Annotated in this window: 16 protein-coding genes and 1 pseudogene; 6 read left to right on the forward strand and 11 right to left on the reverse strand. The window is 70.0% G+C overall.

The features are described 5' to 3' along the window. Nucleotides 1-4 precede the first annotated feature (4 nt). From J7I98_RS05835 to J7I98_RS05845, 3 genes are read right to left on the reverse strand one after another with little or no spacing between them, the layout of a single operon-like run. Nucleotides 5-775 (reverse strand): enoyl-CoA hydratase/isomerase family protein, encoded by a 771-nt coding sequence (locus J7I98_RS05835; RefSeq protein WP_214919482.1) that lies wholly within the window; start codon nt 773-775, stop codon nt 5-7. Next, the gene (locus J7I98_RS05840) at nt 772-1218 is read right to left on the reverse strand and encodes a Zn-ribbon domain-containing OB-fold protein (RefSeq protein WP_214919483.1); all 447 of its coding nucleotides are present in this window, start codon (nt 1216-1218) and stop codon (nt 772-774) included. The genes J7I98_RS05835 and J7I98_RS05840 overlap by 4 nt, the downstream gene beginning before the upstream one ends. A 2-nt stretch (nt 1219-1220) precedes the next feature. Next, the gene (locus J7I98_RS05845; protein WP_214919484.1) at nt 1221-2369 is read right to left on the reverse strand and encodes a lipid-transfer protein; all 1149 of its coding nucleotides are present in this window, start codon (nt 2367-2369) and stop codon (nt 1221-1223) included. A 98-nt stretch (nt 2370-2467) separates the two neighbouring features. On the opposite strand from J7I98_RS05845, the gene J7I98_RS05850 reads away from it, so the two are divergent. After that, the gene (locus J7I98_RS05850; RefSeq protein WP_214919485.1) at nt 2468-4033 is read left to right on the forward strand and encodes a FadD3 family acyl-CoA ligase; all 1566 of its coding nucleotides are present in this window, start codon (nt 2468-2470) and stop codon (nt 4031-4033) included. 86 nt (nt 4034-4119) lie between these two features. Here the strand turns inward: J7I98_RS05850 and J7I98_RS05855 are convergent, their stop codons facing one another. Both J7I98_RS05855 and J7I98_RS05860 read right to left on the reverse strand, forming a co-directional pair. After that, nucleotides 4120-4311: a hypothetical protein gene (locus J7I98_RS05855; protein WP_214919486.1), complete on the reverse strand. Its 192-nt coding sequence runs from the start codon at nt 4309-4311 to the stop codon at nt 4120-4122. Between the two features lie 207 nt (nt 4312-4518). Further along, complete coding sequence (locus J7I98_RS05860) at nt 4519-7425, reverse strand: AfsR/SARP family transcriptional regulator (RefSeq protein WP_214919487.1); 2907 nt, start codon at nt 7423-7425, stop codon at nt 4519-4521. Nucleotides 7426-7571: 146 nt separating this feature from the next. On the opposite strand from J7I98_RS05860, the gene J7I98_RS05865 reads away from it, so the two are divergent. Then, nucleotides 7572-8789, forward strand: a complete 1218-nt coding sequence (locus J7I98_RS05865) for an amidohydrolase family protein (RefSeq protein ID WP_214919488.1) — start codon at nt 7572-7574, stop codon at nt 8787-8789. A gap of 203 nt (nt 8790-8992) precedes the next feature. After that, the gene (locus J7I98_RS05870; RefSeq protein WP_214919489.1) at nt 8993-9241 is read left to right on the forward strand and encodes an SCO4226 family nickel-binding protein; all 249 of its coding nucleotides are present in this window, start codon (nt 8993-8995) and stop codon (nt 9239-9241) included. Here J7I98_RS05870 and J7I98_RS05875 read toward each other — a convergent pair. The 6 genes and pseudogenes from J7I98_RS05875 to J7I98_RS40780 form a co-directional block, all read right to left on the reverse strand. Next, complete coding sequence (locus tag J7I98_RS05875; protein WP_214919490.1) at nt 9238-9795, reverse strand: hypothetical protein; 558 nt, start codon at nt 9793-9795, stop codon at nt 9238-9240. The two genes, J7I98_RS05870 and J7I98_RS05875, sit on opposite strands and share 4 nt — an antisense overlap. A gap of 214 nt (nt 9796-10009) precedes the next feature. Continuing rightward, the gene (locus J7I98_RS05880; protein ID WP_214919491.1) at nt 10010-10651 is read right to left on the reverse strand and encodes a hypothetical protein; all 642 of its coding nucleotides are present in this window, start codon (nt 10649-10651) and stop codon (nt 10010-10012) included. A 53-nt stretch (nt 10652-10704) separates the two neighbouring features. After that, nucleotides 10705-12006, reverse strand: a complete 1302-nt coding sequence (locus J7I98_RS05885; protein ID WP_214919492.1) for a hypothetical protein — start codon at nt 12004-12006, stop codon at nt 10705-10707. Next, nucleotides 12006-12836 (reverse strand): ATP-binding cassette domain-containing protein, encoded by an 831-nt coding sequence (locus tag J7I98_RS05890; protein WP_214919493.1) that lies wholly within the window; start codon nt 12834-12836, stop codon nt 12006-12008. Before J7I98_RS05890 ends, J7I98_RS05885 begins: the two co-directional genes overlap by 1 nt. Before the next feature lie 19 nt (nt 12837-12855). Then, nucleotides 12856-13278 carry a hypothetical protein gene (locus J7I98_RS05895; RefSeq protein WP_214919494.1) on the reverse strand — a complete coding sequence of 141 codons (423 nt, stop codon included), beginning with the start codon at nt 13276-13278 and terminating at the stop codon, nt 12856-12858. Between the two features lie 133 nt (nt 13279-13411). Beyond that, a pseudogene (locus tag J7I98_RS40780) lies at nt 13412-13704 on the reverse strand (mechanosensitive ion channel family protein); the annotation flags it as partial. A 185-nt stretch (nt 13705-13889) separates the two neighbouring features. On the opposite strand from J7I98_RS40780, the gene J7I98_RS05900 reads away from it, so the two are divergent. The 3 genes from J7I98_RS05900 (at nt 13890) to J7I98_RS05910 (ending at nt 16409) form a co-directional block, all read left to right on the forward strand. Further along, complete coding sequence (locus tag J7I98_RS05900; protein ID WP_214919495.1) at nt 13890-14444, forward strand: GNAT family N-acetyltransferase; 555 nt, start codon at nt 13890-13892, stop codon at nt 14442-14444. Nucleotides 14445-14696: 252 nt separating this feature from the next. After that, nucleotides 14697-15602, forward strand: coding sequence for a TIGR03619 family F420-dependent LLM class oxidoreductase (locus J7I98_RS05905; RefSeq protein WP_214919496.1), 906 nt, complete (start codon nt 14697-14699; stop codon nt 15600-15602). Between the two features lie 21 nt (nt 15603-15623). Continuing rightward, entirely contained in the window at nt 15624-16409 is a 786-nt protein-coding gene (locus tag J7I98_RS05910) for an SDR family NAD(P)-dependent oxidoreductase (RefSeq protein ID WP_214919497.1), read from the forward strand. The last annotated feature ends 100 nt before the right edge of the window (nt 16410-16509 follow it).

Genomic DNA, 16509 nt, shown 5'->3' on the forward strand with positions numbered 1-16509 from the left:
CGCCCTAGCGCGTGCGGAATTCCGGTCGGCGGGCGGTGAAGAGGGCCGCCTGCCGCTCCGGCGGCAGATTCCCGAGCGCAACGAGGTTCGGTGCCTGCGCCAGAGCCTGGCTGCGGGCACCCTCCTTCGCCGCCCACACCGCACGTACCGTCCCCTGCACCGCCTCCGTCGGGTACGACGCGATCACCTCCGCGCACCGCACCGCCGCCTTCAGCTCATCGCCCGGTTCCGCCACTTCGGACACGAGGCCCGTCTCGTACGCCCGCCGTGCCGACACCCGTTCCGCCGTGCCCATCAGCGTCATCCGGGCCACTTCCCCGAACGGCATCCGCTGCGCCATGTAGATCGCCTCGTACGCGCTGACCATCCCGTACGTCGTATGCGGGTCGAAGAAGACCGCGTCCTCGGCGGCGACGATGAATTCGGCCTCTCCCAGCAGATAGAACGCGCCGCCGCACGCCATTCCCCGCACCGCCGCGATCACCGGTTTCCACAGGTCGTTAGCCTTCGGCCCGATGGCGATCAGCGGATCGTCGACCGAGTACGGCGACGACGGCTGAGGCACGTCCACGCCACGGTCGATGCCGGTGCAGAAGGCCTTCTCGCCCGCACCCGTCACGACCACCGCCCGCACGCTGTCGTCGAACCGGAAGTCACGCCAGGCGGCGGACAGTCGACCGGCCATGTCCAGGTCGACGGCATTGTGCTTGTGCGCCCGGTCGAGAGTGACGACCGCGACGCCGCTCTCCTTGTCCCGCTCGACACGGATGCTCACGACCGCTCCAGCAGCCAGCGCGGCACCGTCACGCCCCCCGCGCCCGCGGCGAAGACGGCGTGCACCTTCGCTCCGATGCGCAGTCGGGCGGGGTCGACCGAGTCGAGCGCCGCGTCCGCCCCGGTCACCACGTTCCCCACCAGCCGGATGCGCGGGGCGTCGGCGAGCTCGACGACGACCGCGTTGTACGGCGCCTGGGCGGCGTAAGCGGGCAGGAGTGGCGGGTGGGGCAGGACGTACGACCAGATCCGCCCCTTCCCGCTCATCCGACGCCACTCGCTGTCGAAGGACCGGCAGTGCGGGCAGCAGGGCCGGGGCGGAAAGCGCAGCTCGCCGCAGGCGGGGGAGGCGCAGGCCTGGATACGGAGTTCGCCCCGGGCGGCGTACTCCCAGAAGGGCGCCCCGTCGTCGTCGGTCACGGGCGTCAAGAGGCTGTCTGTCATGTTCAGCTCCTCAGCAGCAGGGCGGACGTCGGTACGCCCTCACCAGCGGTGACCAGGCACGTGCCGGCGTCCGGCACCTGCGCGGTGCTGGTGCCGCGCAGTTGCTTGACGCCCTCGGTGATGAGGTTGAAGCCGTGTACGTACGCCTCGCTCAGCCCACCGCCCCCGGTGTTGATCGGCAGCCGCCCGCCGCTCTCCAGTGCGCCGCCTTCGGTGAAGGCGGCGCCTTCACCGCGCCCGCAGAAGCCGTAGCCCTCCAGGGAGAGGGGGATGAGGGGGGTGAAGGCGTCGTAGATCTGCGCGACGTCGACGTCGTCCGGGCCGAAGTCGGCCTGCTTCCAGAGCTGGCGGGCAGCGGTCCAGGCGGGGCCGGTCAGCGGGTCGTCGTTCCAGTAATTGACCATGCCGTGGTGCTGGGCGGGCAGGCCCTGGGCGACGGAGTGGACGTACACGGGCTTCTGGCGGCAGTCGCGGGCGCGCTCGGCGGAGACGATGACGCAGGCCAGCGCGCCGTCCGTCTCCAGGCAGTTGTCGAAGAGGCAGAGCGGCTCGCTGATCCAGCGCGAGGTCATATACATGTCGCGGGTGAGAGGGCGCTCGTACATGATCGCGGCGGGGTTCTGATTGGCGCGATTCCGGCAGGCGAGGGCCACATTGAAGAGGTGATCGCGGGTGGCGCCGTACTCGTGCATGTATCTGCGCGCGAGCATCCCGATCTCGTCGGCGGGCCGCAGGAGCCCGAAGGGGCGGGTCCACTGGGCGGGGGTGGGGAGCTGGACGGCGGTGTTCTTCCAGGGCCGGGGCCCCGATCCCCGCTTGCGCGATCGCCAGGCGACGCCCACGCTCGCCTGTCCGGTGGCGATGGCGGAGGCGAGGTGGGCGACGGTGGCGCAGGAACCGCCGCCGCCGTATCCGACCTTGCTGAAGAAGGTCACGTCGCCGGCACCGATGGTCTTCGCGACCTCGACCTCGTCCGTCTCCTCCATCGTGTACGAGGCGAGACCGTCGACCTCGGACGGGTCGATCCCGGCGTCGTCGAGCGCGGCGAGGATGGCCCTGCAGGCCAACGCCTTCTCCGACTCGGGGAGTTGTCTGGCGAAGGGGGTCTGTCCTGTGCCGACTATCGCCGTCGCATCTTTGAGCGTCGCCACGCCGGGCACCTCCGCGATCGTCGCGTCCCATGACTACTGACAGCGCGTCAGGCTACAGCTAATCTGACGGTTAGTCAGCTATTGGTGGGAGGCTTGCTATGGGTGGTGACGGGGACGTCGAATGGGACAGCATCCCGGAGCTGGTACGGAGTGCCGCCGAACGGTACGGCGAGCGGGAGGCCGTGGTCGAGGGCCGCACCCGTATCTCGTACGCCGAACTGGGCGACCGCGTCGAACGGGCGGCAGCGGCCTGCATGGCCTCCGGAGTCGAGCCCGGTGACCGCGTCGCGATCTGGGCCCCGAACACCCTGGACTGGATCGTCTCGGCGCTGGGCGCGGTGACGGCGGGGGCGGTGCTGGTGCCGCTGAACACCCGCTTCAAGGGGACGGAGGCGGCGTACGTCCTCTCCCGCTGCCGGGCGAAACTCCTCTTCATCACCGGCACGTTCCTGGGTACGTCGTACGTGGCGTCCCTCCGTCGTGCGGACGTCGACCTGCCGCATCTGGAGCAGGTGGTGGTGCTGGCGGACGCGGCGCCCGACGAGTACCGCACCTGGAAGGACTTCCTGGCGTCCGGCGAGGAGGTGTCCCCGGCGGAGGTACGGGCAAGGGCGGCAGGGGTGGCAGGTTCCTCCCCCTCGGACATCATCTTCACCTCGGGAACGACGGGCCGCCCCAAGGGCGCGGTGATCACCCACGCGCAGACACTGCGCGGCTACGACATCTGGTCCGAGCTGGCCGGTCTGCGCGAGGGCGACCGCTACCTGATCGTGAACCCCTTCTTCCACACTTTCGGCTACAAAGCCGGGATCATCGCCTGCCTGATGCGCGGCGCGACGATGATCCCGCAACCGGTCTTCAACGTGGACACGGTCCTGGCGAACATCGCCGCCGAACGCATCTCGGTCCTCCCAGGCCCGCCCACCCTCCACCAGTCCCTCCTGGACCACCCGTCCCGCGACACCCACGACCTCTCGGCGCTCCGGTTGGTGGTGACAGGCGCGGCGGTGGTCCCGCTCCAGCTCGTAGAACGCCTCCGCTCGGAACTCCACATCTCCACGGTCCTGACGGCGTACGGCCTCTCCGAAGCCTCCGGCATCGTGACGATGTGCCGCCGCGGAGACCCGCCGGAGACGATCGCGACCACATCGGGCCGGGCGATCCCCGGCACGGAGGTCCGCGTACTGGCAGATCCGGGCTCCCCCGGGGAGGTCCTGGTGCGCGGCTTCAACGTCATGTCGGGCTACTTCGAGGACCCGGAGGAGACGGCGAACGCGATCACACCGGACGGCTGGCTGCGTACGGGCGACGTAGGCGTACTCGACGCGTCCGGGAACCTCCGCATCACCGACCGCATCAAGGACATGTTCATAGTCGGCGGCTTCAACGCCTACCCGGCAGAAATAGAACAGCTCCTGGGCCTGCACCCGGACATCGCCGACGTGGCGGTAGTAGGCATCCCGGACCCGCGCCTGGGCGAAACAGGCAAGGCCTACGCGGTCCGCCGCCCCGGCTCGACGCTGACGGCGGACGACCTGATCGCGTGGTCGCGCCGGGAGATGGCGAACTACAAGGTGCCGAGAGAGGTCGAATTCGTACCGGAATTGCCGCGCAATGCGAGCGGCAAGGTCCTGAAGAGGGAACTGCGGGCGCGCTGCCACTGAAGTGGCGTGACCGCAAGAGCCCGGACATGCGGCGGCCGCGGTGGCTCCCCCTCCGCGCCACCGCGGCCGTTCCCCGTCAGGAAGGTCTACTTGGGCAGCGGGCTCGACGCGTGGCTGTCCATGGTCTTGATCTCTTCACCGGACGCGTGGCTGTCCTGCGTGGTGAGGTCACCGCCGGACGCGTGGCTGTCCTGCGTGGTGAGGTCACCGCCCGAGGCGTGGCTGTCCAGCGGCTTGATGTCGCCTGTCGTCGTCTTCTTCTTCTTGGCGTCGCTCATCTTCGTCTCCCGTTGAGTCGATCTGTGCTTCAGGTCGGCGATGCCCGCCCGGCGGTTCCCCCGTGGATCGCCGGGCGGGCATGTCAGGGCCGTTCACCTTAGTGGGGCGGCCTCATCGTCGATCCGTCTGCCCCCCGACGCGACGGCTCGATGGGATAAGAGTGCCGTCCGGCGATAAACGAACGATGAACGCCGAGCCAGGCGCCGTCAGGCTGCTGCTACGGGATGGAGAAGCCCGCGTACCTCGTCGGCCTCGGCCGATCCCAACTGCTCGTAGATGGCGAGTGCTTCACTCCAGCAGGCCCTGGCCCGGTCCGGCTGGCCCAGCGCGCTCAACGCCCGGCCCAGCACGGTGAGCACCGTGCCGCGGCGCCACTCGCCGCCGATGCCGCGCAGCGCGATCGCCTGCTCCGCATGGGCAGCGGCCAGTGTGTAGCGCCTGGCTGCGAGATGTACTTCTGCCAGGCGGAAGTGCGTAACGCCCTCCCACAGGGGCTGGCGGTTCTCGTGGAAGATGCCCAGTGCCTGGGTGACCTGTTCGAGCGCCTCGGTGAGCCGCCCCGCCTGGGTCAGCGCGAGGCCGAGCGCGTAGCGCCCGTTCGCGAGGCGGAGCGCGAGACCCAGGGCGTCATAGATCTCGATGCCCTGCTCGGCGAGCTCCACAGCGCTGGCTGTGCGGGACAGCGCCAGGTGGATCCGGGAGAGATTGCACAGGGCGCTTGCCTCTCCGGGCCGGTTGTCGTCGGCGCGAAAGGCGTCGATGGCCGTCTGGAGGTAGGCCTCACCCTCGGCGTGCTGGTTGCGGTAGATGGCGAGGATGCCGCGCTCGTTGGGGGCGTTGCCGCTCGTCCACGGATCCTGGGCGGCGAGTCCGAGTGCCATGGCATGGTGCGCCTCGTCGTCGGCCTCCTCGAACCGCCCGGCTGTGCTGTGCACCTGCGTGAGCGTGGTGCGCGCACGTCCTTCGGCGCGGGCGTCCCCCGCGGTCGCCGCCGCATCGCGCAGGGCGATGGCCGCGGTCTCGTAGCGGCGTGAATTCGCCCCGGATTCCGCGAGGTCCTTGGCGGCGATGAGAAGGTCGACCGCTCGTCGCAGCGTCTGCTTCCCCAGGGACTGCTGTACGCACGCCAGCAGGCAGTCCGCCTCCGCGTACAGCCAGTCGAGTGCCTGAGAGCGGTCGGTGAACTCGAGGCCCGCGTACTGAGTGTGCTCGAGGTGGTCGACCGTCCGGTCGCCCGGCCGCTCCAGTGCGTACACCCGCGCCGCCGTCGCCAGATAGAAGTCCAGCAGCCGCGACAGGGCCATCTCCCGCTCCTGCGGCGGCTGTTCGTCCCGTTCCGCGCATGCACGCGCGTAGAGGCGTACGAGGTCGTGGTAGCGGTAGCGGCCCGGCGCCGCCGATTCCAGGAGGGACGTGTCCACCAGGGACTCGAGCAAGTCCTCCGTGTCCTGGAGGGGCTTGTCCAGTACGGCCGCTGCCGCCGCCAGCGAGATGTCCGGGCCGTCCGCCAGGCCCAGCAGGCGGAAGGCGCGGGCCTGGGCGGGCTCGAGCTGGCCGTAGCCCAGCTCGAAGGTGGCCTTGACCGCGAGGTCGCCGGCCTGGAGTTCGTCGAGGCGGCGGCGCTCGTCCGCGAGCTTCGCCGCCAGTACGGAGACGGTCCAGGTGCGGCGGGCCGCCAGGCGGGCCGCCGCGATGCGGATGGCCAGGGGGAGGAAGCCGCACGCGCCCACGACGTCGAGGGCCGCCTCGCGTTCGGAGGCCACGCGCTCGGCTCCCACTATTTTCGTGAAGAGCTGGAGGGCCTCGTCCGGTGACATGACGTCGAGGTCGATCAGGTGCGCCCCGGCCAGGTCCACCATCCGCGCCCGGCTCGTCACCAGCGCTGCGCAGCCCGTCGTGCCGGGGAGCAGGGGGCGGATCTGCGAGGCGTCGCGGGCGTTGTCCAGGAGGACGAGGATGCGGCGGCCGTCGAGGGTCGAACGGTAGAGCGCGGCGCGTTCGTCCAGGGTGTCGGGGATCGACGTGTCCGCGGTGCCCAGGGCGCGCAGGAACGCGCCCAGGACCGTCTCGGGCTCCGCCGCGCGCGAGCCCGCGCCCTGGAGGTCCACGTACAACTGGCCGTCCGGGAAGTGCGGCCGCGCCGCGTGCGCGACGTGCACGGCCAGCGTGGTTTTGCCCACGCCGCCGATGCCGGCCAGGGCCGAGACCGCCATGACGCTGGATTCCGCCGCGGCGAGGCGGTCGCTCAGCTCGCGCACGAAGGACGCACGGCCTGTGAAGTCCGGGACGGTGGCAGGGAGTTGGGCGGGGCGCATGAGGGTCGGGGCGGCCGACGGCGCCGGTTCCACCGGGCGGGCCAGGTCCGCGTCCGCCTCCAGGATGCGCTGCTGGAGGGCCGAGAGCTCCGGGCGCGGGTCGACGCCGAGCTCGTCCGCCAGCAGGCGGCGCGTATCGGCGTACACCGCGAGCGCTTCCGCCTGCCGGCCGCTTCGGTACAGGGCGAGCATCAACAGCTCGCGGAGGCGTTCGCGCAGGGGGTGCGCCGCCGTCAGGGCCGTCAGTTCGGAGATCGCCTCCGCGTGGCAGCCGACCTCCAGGTCCAGGTCGAGGCGGGTCTCTGTGAGCTGGAGCCGCCACTCGTCGAGCCGGGCGCGCTGGGTCTCGGCGTACGGGCCCGGGACCGAGGCGAGAGGTTCGCCGTCCCACAGGCCGAGCGCCTTGTTGATCAGGGTGCGGGCCTGGCAGCGGTCGCCGTTGCTGCGGGACTTCTCGGCGTCGGCGGCGAGTTCCTGGGCGACGGCGAGGTCGAGCGTGTCCGCGCCCGCCCGTATCGCGTACCCGCCGGACTCGCTGACCAGTACACCCGGGTCCAGTGCCTTGCGGAGCCTGGAGGCGTACGTCCGGATCGCGGCCAGTGCCTGCGACGGCGGTTCCTCGCCCCAGATCGCGTCGATCAGCTCGGAGGCGGTTGCGGTGCGGCCGTCGCGGAGCAGGAGGGCGGCCAGCAGGGCGCGCTGCTGCGGCGATCCGGTGTTCAGCGACTCGCCGCCGCGCCAGGCCCGCACGGGACCCAGCACGCTGAAGCGCACGGTGTCCCGAGGTACGTCGTCCATCGCACTCCCCCTGCCGTTACCGCCCGGTCGCCAGGGTCAGTTTGCCTTGTCCATGCCGGATGCGTCAGCACAGGAAGGTTCCTACCCGGTTCCAACTCACTACCTACTAGCTGACGGATCGTCAGATCAGCGCTACCGTGAATCGCATGGAGACCTTCCCGAAGATCATCTCGGTGGACGACCACACGGTTGAGCCCCCCAACGTCTGGCGGGACCGGCTCCCGTCCCGGTTCAAGGACTCGGGCCCGCGCATCGTTCGCGCCCCTTTGAAGGAAATGACCTTCATGGGTGGCAAGTTCGCCCCGGTGATGGGCGCGCAGGGCGACGAGGGGCCGGTCGGCGACTGGTGGGTGTACGAGGACCTGCACCGGCCGCTCACCCGGCTCGACACGGCCGTCGGCTACGACAGGGACGAGATCAGGCTCGAAGTCATCACGTACGAGCAGATGCGGCCGGGATCGTTCTCCGTGCCGGAGCGGCTGGCCGACATGGACGTGAACCACGTCCAGTCGGCGCTGTGCTTCCCGACCTTCCCGCGCTTCTGCGGCCAGACCTTCACCGAGGCCAAGGACCGCGAACTCGGACTGCTCGGCGTCCGGGCGTACAACGACTGGATGGTGGAGGAGTGGTGCGGCCCCGAGGCGCACGGCCGCCTGATCCCGCTCACGCTGATCCCGCTGTGGGACGCGGAGCTCGCGGCGGCGGAGGTCCGCAGGAACGCGGCGCGCGGCGTGCGCGCGGTCGCGTTCTCGGAGATACCCCCACGTCTCGGGCTCCCGTCCATCCACACCGACGAGTGGGACCCGTTCCTGAGGGCGTGCGACGAGACGGGCACGGTGATCGCCATGCACATCGGGTCGAGCAGCAAGATGCCGTCGACGTCGGCGGACGCTCCACCGGCTGTGGGCTCCACGATCACCTTCGCCAACTGCTGCTTCTCGATGGTGGACTGGCTGATGAGCGGCAAGTTCGAGCGCTTCCCGAACCTGAAGATCATGTACGCGGAGGGTCAGATCGGCTGGATCCCGTACATCCTGGAGCGCGCGGACGTGGTGTGGGAGGAGAACCGCGGCTGGGGCGGGGTGGCGGACAAGGTCTTGCGGCCACCGTCCGAGCTCTTCGCCGGGCATGTGTACGGATGCTTCTTCGACGACGCGTTCGGGCTGAAGAATCTGGACGCGATCGGGGTCGGGAACGTCCTGTACGAGACGGACTATCCGCACTCGGACTCGACCTGGCCGAGGTCCAGGGAGGTCGGCGAGCAGCAGATGGGCCACCTGGACGCGGACGTGGTGGACCGGATCGTGCGCGGCAATGCGATCGATCTGCTGGGGCTGACGGCGGACGGCCTCTGGGCGGGGTAGCCGGTCCCGGCCGACGCCGCCGTTCGCCTTTCGTGCCCATCCGATCACTGTGCGTGTCAGGAGCCATGGCCGGGTCGCCCAGGGCCATCGGCGGGCGCACGATGGTGGGAGGAGCGCTCCGGCACCCGGGGCAGGGCCCGCGGCCCTGTCACCCATGCCGAAGCCATGAGCCGACGAAACAACCGGACCGGAGGTGGCGGGCGATGACCACATTCATGGACGTCCACAACGACATGAAGGGCATCACGGCCGAGCAGCTGTCGGCGGCACACCGGGCAGACCTGGCGATCGAGGCTGAGGAAGGAGTGCACTTCGAGCGGGCGTGGGCCGACCCCGAAGCAGGAGTCGTGTACTGCCTCTCCGACGCGCCCTCCGCGGACGCGGTGCAGCGCATACACGAGCGAACCGGCCACCCGGCCAGCGAGATCCACCCAGTGCCGCTTTCCGTCTAGTAGTTGCCGCGGTCGCGCAGGGTGTACCCGCCGTCGACGACCTTCGCGTCGGCGGAGGGTGCCATGCACTTGGTGAGCAGCGGCTCGCCCTTCTTGGTGGCCCCGGAGAGCCCGATGCGGGCCTCGCCCTTCTTCGGGACGAGGAAGCTCACGCCCATGCGGGTGTGCGGGGCCAGCATGGTGAGCCAGGGGTGGCCGGGGCTGGTGCGGACCAGGCGGCCGGTGACGGTGGCGGTGGGGCCGCCGGTGGTGAGGCAGTCGACCTTGAATTCGCCCCAGTAGAGCTTGCCGTCCTGGGCGTGCGAGATACGGAACGTGCCCGAGGAGCGCTGCGGGATGCTGCTCGCGGTGTACGTGGAGCGGGCGTCGACGGACACCCGTACCTCCTGGTTCGCGACGGGGTAGTCCATGCGCGCGTCGCCCTTGAGTGAGGAGGTGGTGACGGTCTCCGGCGAGGGCGGCGAGGACGGGGCGGGCGCCGCGACGGCGACGGGCGCGGCGACGGCCGCCACGAGAGCGAGGAGGGCGGTGGCGCGCAGGGTCCTGTTCAACATGCGGGGCTCCGATCGGGGGGCGTTGGGATACCCCCCGATCGTCGTCAACGCCCGTGCCCCTGGGCATCGTTCGCAGGCAGGGTCCGTCTCCGCCGCACGGCGGAGACGGAGGTCCACCGCAGCAACGTAGGCGCTCCGCGGGGAAGTGCGGTGATTCGCTGCGGGCCGTCCGTGGCTGGTCGCGCAATTCCCGGCGCTCCTTACCGGACACCCCCTAGTTCTGCTCGGCCCGTTCCGTCTGCCGAGGCCGCCCCGTCGCGGCCGCGTACACGCCGATCACCCAGAGCGCCGTGGCCACGACAGCGGCCGAGGTGCTGGACGACGTATGCAGCGACCAGGCCCATGGCTCGGGGGTGTTGTCGCTGCGCACGCCCAGGAGCAGCGTGGGCCCGAACACGCCGAGCGGCAGCAGCCAGGCGAGGCCGCTGCCGAAGAGGCGGGCGCTGATCATGCTGAGCCCGAGATAGCCAACGACGTTGCGGGCGGCCGAACCGAACACCTCCCCCGTGGCACCGGCGATCAGCGGCAGCGCGCTCAGGCCCAGGGCCAGGGCCAGCAACACCACCAGGTACACGCCCCGATGGCGGCTCATCGGCTGGGCCGACGTCTGCTCCAGGTCAGCCATGGGCGAGAACAGTGTGGTGGCGAGGATCACCGCGTGGGCGAGCGGTACGACTTCGGCCACCGGCACGCTGAAGTCGACCAGATACCGGAACTCGGGCACCGCCACACGCTGCCCCGCGAAGGCGGTCGCCGCCAGTGCGACGAGCAGGGCGACCCCGGAGGCCCGGGGCAGGCCCCGGCAGCGTACGAAGGCGATGACGGCGCTCAGTCGGGGATCTCGCAGGAGGCTCACCCGGCGATTCTCGACGGGGTCAGCCGGGGCGCTCGGCGCGGGGGGCACCGGGTTCACCGAGGAAGCTCGGGGACGGGCCTGCAGGCGCGGATGTCGTTGGCCGCCCGTTCGATCCAGACGTCTTGCTTCGCGCGCGGGGCGCTGGTGATCCGGTCGAGGGCGCGGCCGAACCTCTCGCCGTAGTGCTCGCTGGGTGCGCCGATGCGGGCACGGACAACGGCTTCGAAGAGGAACGTGTCGGGGTAGCCGCCGGTCGCTTCGAGTAGATGGGGTTGGCAGTCCGGCGACGTGGGCTGCGGCAGGGCCGCCGAGAACATGGCGTCGGTCAGATCGGCCTGGCTCTCCGCGGGCGACATCATGGACAGCTCGGCGGTGTCACCTGCCGGGCGCTTGAGGCCGCTCGCGTAGAAGCCGCGGTTGAGGCCGGCCAGGGAGCCGAGCCCGGAGTCGACGGTCTTCACTGCGGCACGGGCCTGCGGCAGCAGATGCCGGTCCTCGGGCCAGAGGCATACCTTGGTGTGGCCGCTGCTGGCGCAGAGCGGGTGCGCGGGCTGTTCCTTGCGCACTGCCCAGTACGAGTCGGGCACCGGCGTGCGGAACGCCACGAGCGTGCCGCCCGCGACCAGCGCCGCCACCGTGAGCGCCCCGAGGGTCAGGGGCCGGGGTGGGAGTGCGGCACGGCGCCACAGCGCGGGCAGCGCGGTCAGCACCAGGCCGGACGCCAGACACCAGGCGAAGGCGATCAGCATGCGGGTCGTGTTCGGCTCGAATTCCGAGCTCCAGAACTCGTCTATCGCCGGGAACAGCTTGTCGAGGGGAGTGTCCGGGACGAACGCGACGAAGACGAAGAGGCCGTACCAGAAGATCCCGGCGAAGGGCGCAACCACACGCGACGGCAGCGCCGAGCCGATGGCGACCCCGACGGCGATCTCCAGGCTCATCATCCCCGCGCCGAGCAGCAGCGGTGTCCACGCGGGCTCACTGACCTCACTGACCGCCGAGGTGCGCGAGAACGCGATGGCGATGAACACGGCGTACGCGATCAGGGCCCACAGCCAGGCCGCGAGCCACAGCAGGAGCGCCTGCGGCCACCCGTTCCTGGCGGAGGTGTCGGCCCAGCCCCGGGTGCGGTGGCGGAAGGCGCGGCCCGCTCCCCAGGCGCCCGCGGCGCTCATTACGGAACCCATGACGATCACCGAGAAGAGTTGGACCTGAAGGCTGGTCTGATTCCACCAGCCGATCCAGTCGCTGTCGCCGGGGCTCTCGGCGGTGAAGGAGTAGACGCCGACGACGCCCATGAGAGCGGCGGCCCACTTGGCCTCGCCCCGCCGCATCTCGGTCAGCAGGACGCGCATCAGGTCGCCACCGCTTCCGTTCCGGCCAGATGCAGATATCCGGCTTCCACGGCCCCGCCGTCAACTTCCATGTCTGTCAGGTCAGATGAACCGGAGCCTTCGGAGGACGCGTCCCTGCCCGGCAGAGCGCACAGCTCGGTCACCGTCCCCGTGAAGCGGACCGTCCCTTCGAGCAGGACGGCGACCCGGTCGCACACGTGCGCCACGTCCTCGGCCAGATGCGTGCTCATCACGACTGCGCACCGGTCGCCCAACTCCTGGATCAGGCCCCGGAATCCGACCCGCTGAGCCGGATCGAGACCAACCGTCGGCTCGTCGAGAAGCACCAGGGAGGGTTCGTTGACCATGGCCTGGGCAATGCCGACGCGACGCAGCATGCCGCCGGACAGGGCGCCCATCCTGCGGTCGGCGTGCTTCTCCATCTGCACCAGGCGCAACGCTTCGCGGGCCCGTTCGCGCCGCTGGGCCGCGGGCACCTTGCGCAGCCACGCCGCGTACTCGGTGAACTCCAAGGCGGTGAAGCGGGGATAAAACCCGAAGGATTGCGGAAGCACCCCGATCCGCTGCCTGAGACGCTGCACGCGCGCCCGTCCCGACGCATCCTCTCCCAGGAGGGCGACCGCGCCGGACTTTGGTCTGCGCGCCGTGCTCAGCAGGGACAACAGGGTACTTTTCCCTGCTCCGTTGGGCCCGAGCAGGCCGGTGACCCCGGAGGGAAATTCAAGGGAGACGTCGTCGAGGGCGGTCGTCGATCCGTACCGGACAGTGACGCCCGCGACCGCCGCGACCGGCTGAGAGCCGGTCGCGGCGGCGCTGTGAAGAGAGGTCACGTGATTCCTGATTCCTGAATCAATTCTGGGCGTTCACGTAACCATAGGCCCGGCTGCCGGGTATGCTGGCCCAGGTGGCCTTGGTGTAGTACTTGCCACTGGTGCTGGTGCCCTTGTACGCACCGCAGCCGTATCCCTGCCTGTAGCTGCGGGACGTGCTGGCGATCTGAGGGTCAGGACGGAAGCTCCTGTCCTGGTAGATGTACGCGCTGAACGTCCTGGTGTCGTTCACCGGGACGTCGCCGCACGCCTTGGCGTGACCGCTGCGCTTGCCCTTCCAGCGGTCACCGTCCTCCTTGCTGCCCGAGGTGGAGACAGCGAACGGAAGCCGGCTTCCGCTGATCTCCGCCGCGACCGCGCTCACTGCGGGTACTCCGATGGCGATGGCCGTCAGCGTCCCCACGACCGCAAGTTTGCGCTTCCCCATCAAGCTCTTGCGCATGAATCCCCCTGAAAACAGGCTTACTTGGTCGTCCATCAGGCTACGAAAGAGGCTTGAGGGTTACAGGTCAATTGTTCGATTGTGTCGGTGATCACCGTTGCTGCGACACGCTTGCAGGTGCTTGACGTGCGGCCTACTTCGTCACACTTGGCGGTGTAGCCGCCTGAGCCTGTAGCGACGACGTTTTGGAGTACTCCGACGTTGCCGCCATCCCCGCCGTCGGGCCGGAATCGGGGCCGCGTCCGCCGGGCGCCCGACGATCGGGAGGTCCGCCGCGTCGATGGCTCGCTTGATGCGCCGGCGCAGCTCGCGTTCCACGGACAGGGACTTGCCGGGCATTGTCTTGGCCGAGATGCGGATCACTGTCGAGTCCAGCAGCACGCTGTCCAGGCCCATGACCTCGATCGGGCCCCGTAGGAGCTCGGACGCTGTTGGTTAATTCGGGGCCTCGCGTGGCGAACAGCCCGCCGTCCTCGACGCGTGCGGCAGTATCTCCTCGCCACGGCACTGGGCAAGATCCGGGAATTTCAGCGCGCCGCCGCCGGAGTGGACAGCACGGCAGCCCGTGAGTGCGGCGAGCGCATCCGCGAAACCGTCCGAGGGGGCACCACATGACGAAGAAGCGAACCATCACAGTCGAGCGCATGGATGGGCAAGCCGCCGAGCACGCCCAAGACGCGTTCAGGCTGGTCTACGCCGAAGCGTTCGCAGAACCGCCGTACAACGAGACCGAGGACGACGTCACGGCCACGTTCCGGCGCTTCCGCTCCCAGGCCCGCAAAGCCACGTTCCGCGCCGTCCTGGCCCGTACTGAGGACAATGAGCCAGTCGGCATTGCCTACGGATACCCGCTCAGCGCCGACACAGGATGGTGGGACCAACTCACCAATCCCGTGCCGGACGACATGCGGCGCGAGGACGGGCACCGCAGTTTCGGGCTCATGGAACTTGCCGTGCGCGAGTCGTGGCGCGGACAGGGCATCGCTCGCCGACTGCACGACATGCTGCTCGACGGCATCGATGGCGAGCGCGTGCTGCTCAACGTCCACCCGGACAACAAGGCGGCGTCGGCCGCGTACCGGGCGTGGGGGTACCGCAAGGTTGGCGAGGCGCGGCCGTGGGAGGGTGCGGCCCTTCATGATGTGATGCTGCTCGATCTGCGGTGAAGTCTCTCGGCGGTCGGAGCGGACGCAGGGCCGTTGAGAGAGCGATCGCCCGAGGGCGCCACGAGGCCGACGCTCCCGCGCGCCGAGAGGGCTGCAACCGGTGCCCGACCGGGGGCCGGACAGCCTCCGGGATGAGTGGTGCGCGGGCCGACCCGGCCCCGGCCTCTTGTCTGATGGTCCGTCAGGAACGACGATGGCCACCTTGGTCAGTGACGGTCCATCAGATGGGGTGGCCTTATCGTGATGTACGGGATGCAGCTCCCGGTCCAGTCGCAGAGCACCATCTACGCCGAGCCGTGGGAGGCCGAGGCCGGTCCCGAGGATCTTGCCGAGGTTGCCCGCACCGCCGACCGCTCCGGCTTCGCCTATGTCGCGAGCTGCGACCACGTCGCGATCCCGCGCCGTCTCGCCGACGCGATGAGCACCGTCTGGTACGACCCCGTCGCCACCCTCTCCTTCCTCGCCGGCGTCACCGAGCGCGTCCTGCTGCTCAGTCATGTCGCCGTGGTCGGCCTGCGGCATCCGCTCGTCTCCGCCAAGCAGTACGCCACGCTCGATCACCTCAGCGGCGGCCGGCTGGTTCTCGGGGTCGGGGCCGGGCATGTGCGGGAGGAGTTCGAGGCGCTCGGGGCGGACTTCGCGGGGCGCGGCGGCGTACTCGACGAGACGATCGACGCGCTCAGGGCGGCGCTCGGGCCGGACGAGTACCCCGAGTTCGCGGGGGAGCGGTACGCGTTCAGCGGGCTCGGGCAGAGGCCGCGCCCGGCGCAGGCGCGGGTGCCGGTGTGGGTGGGCGGGTCGTCGCCCGCCGCCGTGCGCAGGGCGGCGGTGCGGGGTGACGGCTGGCTGCCGCAGGGCGATCCGCGCGACCGGTTGCCCGCCCAGATCGCCAGGTTGAAGGCGATTCGCGAGGCCGCGGGGGTCGAGGCGCCCATCACCGTCGGCGCCATCACCGAGCCGTTGTACGTCGGCGACGCGCCCTGGGACGTCGGGCGCCGCACCGTCACCGGGAAGCCGGAGGCGGTCGCCGAGTCGCTGCGCGCTTACGGCGCGATGGGTGTGCAGCAGATCCAGGTGCGGTTCCGGAGCCGGAGCCGTACCGAACTGACCGACCAGATGGCGGCGTTCGCCTCTGAAGTAGCTCCGTATCTGTACTGAGAACCGAGAAGGGGACCTGGCATGGGGAAGCTGGACGGGCGCGTCGTCGTCATCACGGGCGCGGCGCGCGGGCAGGGCGAGCAGGAGGCGCGGCTCTTCGTGGCCGAGGGCGCGAAGGTGGTGCTGGGCGATGTGCTGGACGACCAGGGCGAGGCGCTCGCCAAGGAGCTGGGGGAGGGCGTCGCGACGTACGTCCATCTCGATGTGAGCCAGCAGGCGGACTGGGCTGCTGCCGTGGCCCACGCCAAATCGACCTTCGGGAAGATCGACGGGCTCGTCAACAATGCGGGGATTCTGAGGTTCAACGAGCTGGTGAGCACGCCGCTGGAGGAGTTCCAGCAGGTGGTGCAGGTCAACCAGGTCGGCGCGTTCCTGGGGATCAAGAACGTCGCGCCCGAGATCGAGGCGGCGGGCGGCGGCACGATCGTCAACACCGCGTCGTACACGGCCCTGACGGGCATGGCCTTTGTGGGTGCGTACGCCGCCACCAAGCACGCGATTCTCGGGCTGACGCGGGTCGCGGCCGTGGAGCTGGCGGGGAAGAAGATCCGGGTCAATGCGGTGTGCCCGGGGGCCGTGGACACGCCGATGACCAATCCGGCGGCGATGGATCCCACCGCCGATCCGGTGGAGTCCAAGGCCGCCGTGGACGAGCTCTACCGGAAGCTCGTGCCGATGGGGCGGATCGGTCAGCCGGAGGAGGTGGCGGCGCTGGCGCTGTTCCTGACCGGCGACGACTCGTCGTACATCACCGGGCAGCCGTTCGTCATAGACGGGGGCTGGCTGGCGGGGGTCAGTCTGTTCTGACAGGGCATCAGGTATCGGAGCTTCAGGTATTGACGGTCCGTGCGGGCGGTGGAACAGTCGTCCACATCAAGAACTGACGATGCGTCAGATCGGATATCCC

Origin of the sequence: Streptomyces sp. ISL-98 (genome assembly GCF_018614055.1) — a bacterium.
In the GTDB taxonomy this organism is placed as follows: domain Bacteria; phylum Actinomycetota; class Actinomycetes; order Streptomycetales; family Streptomycetaceae; genus Streptomyces; species Streptomyces spiramyceticus.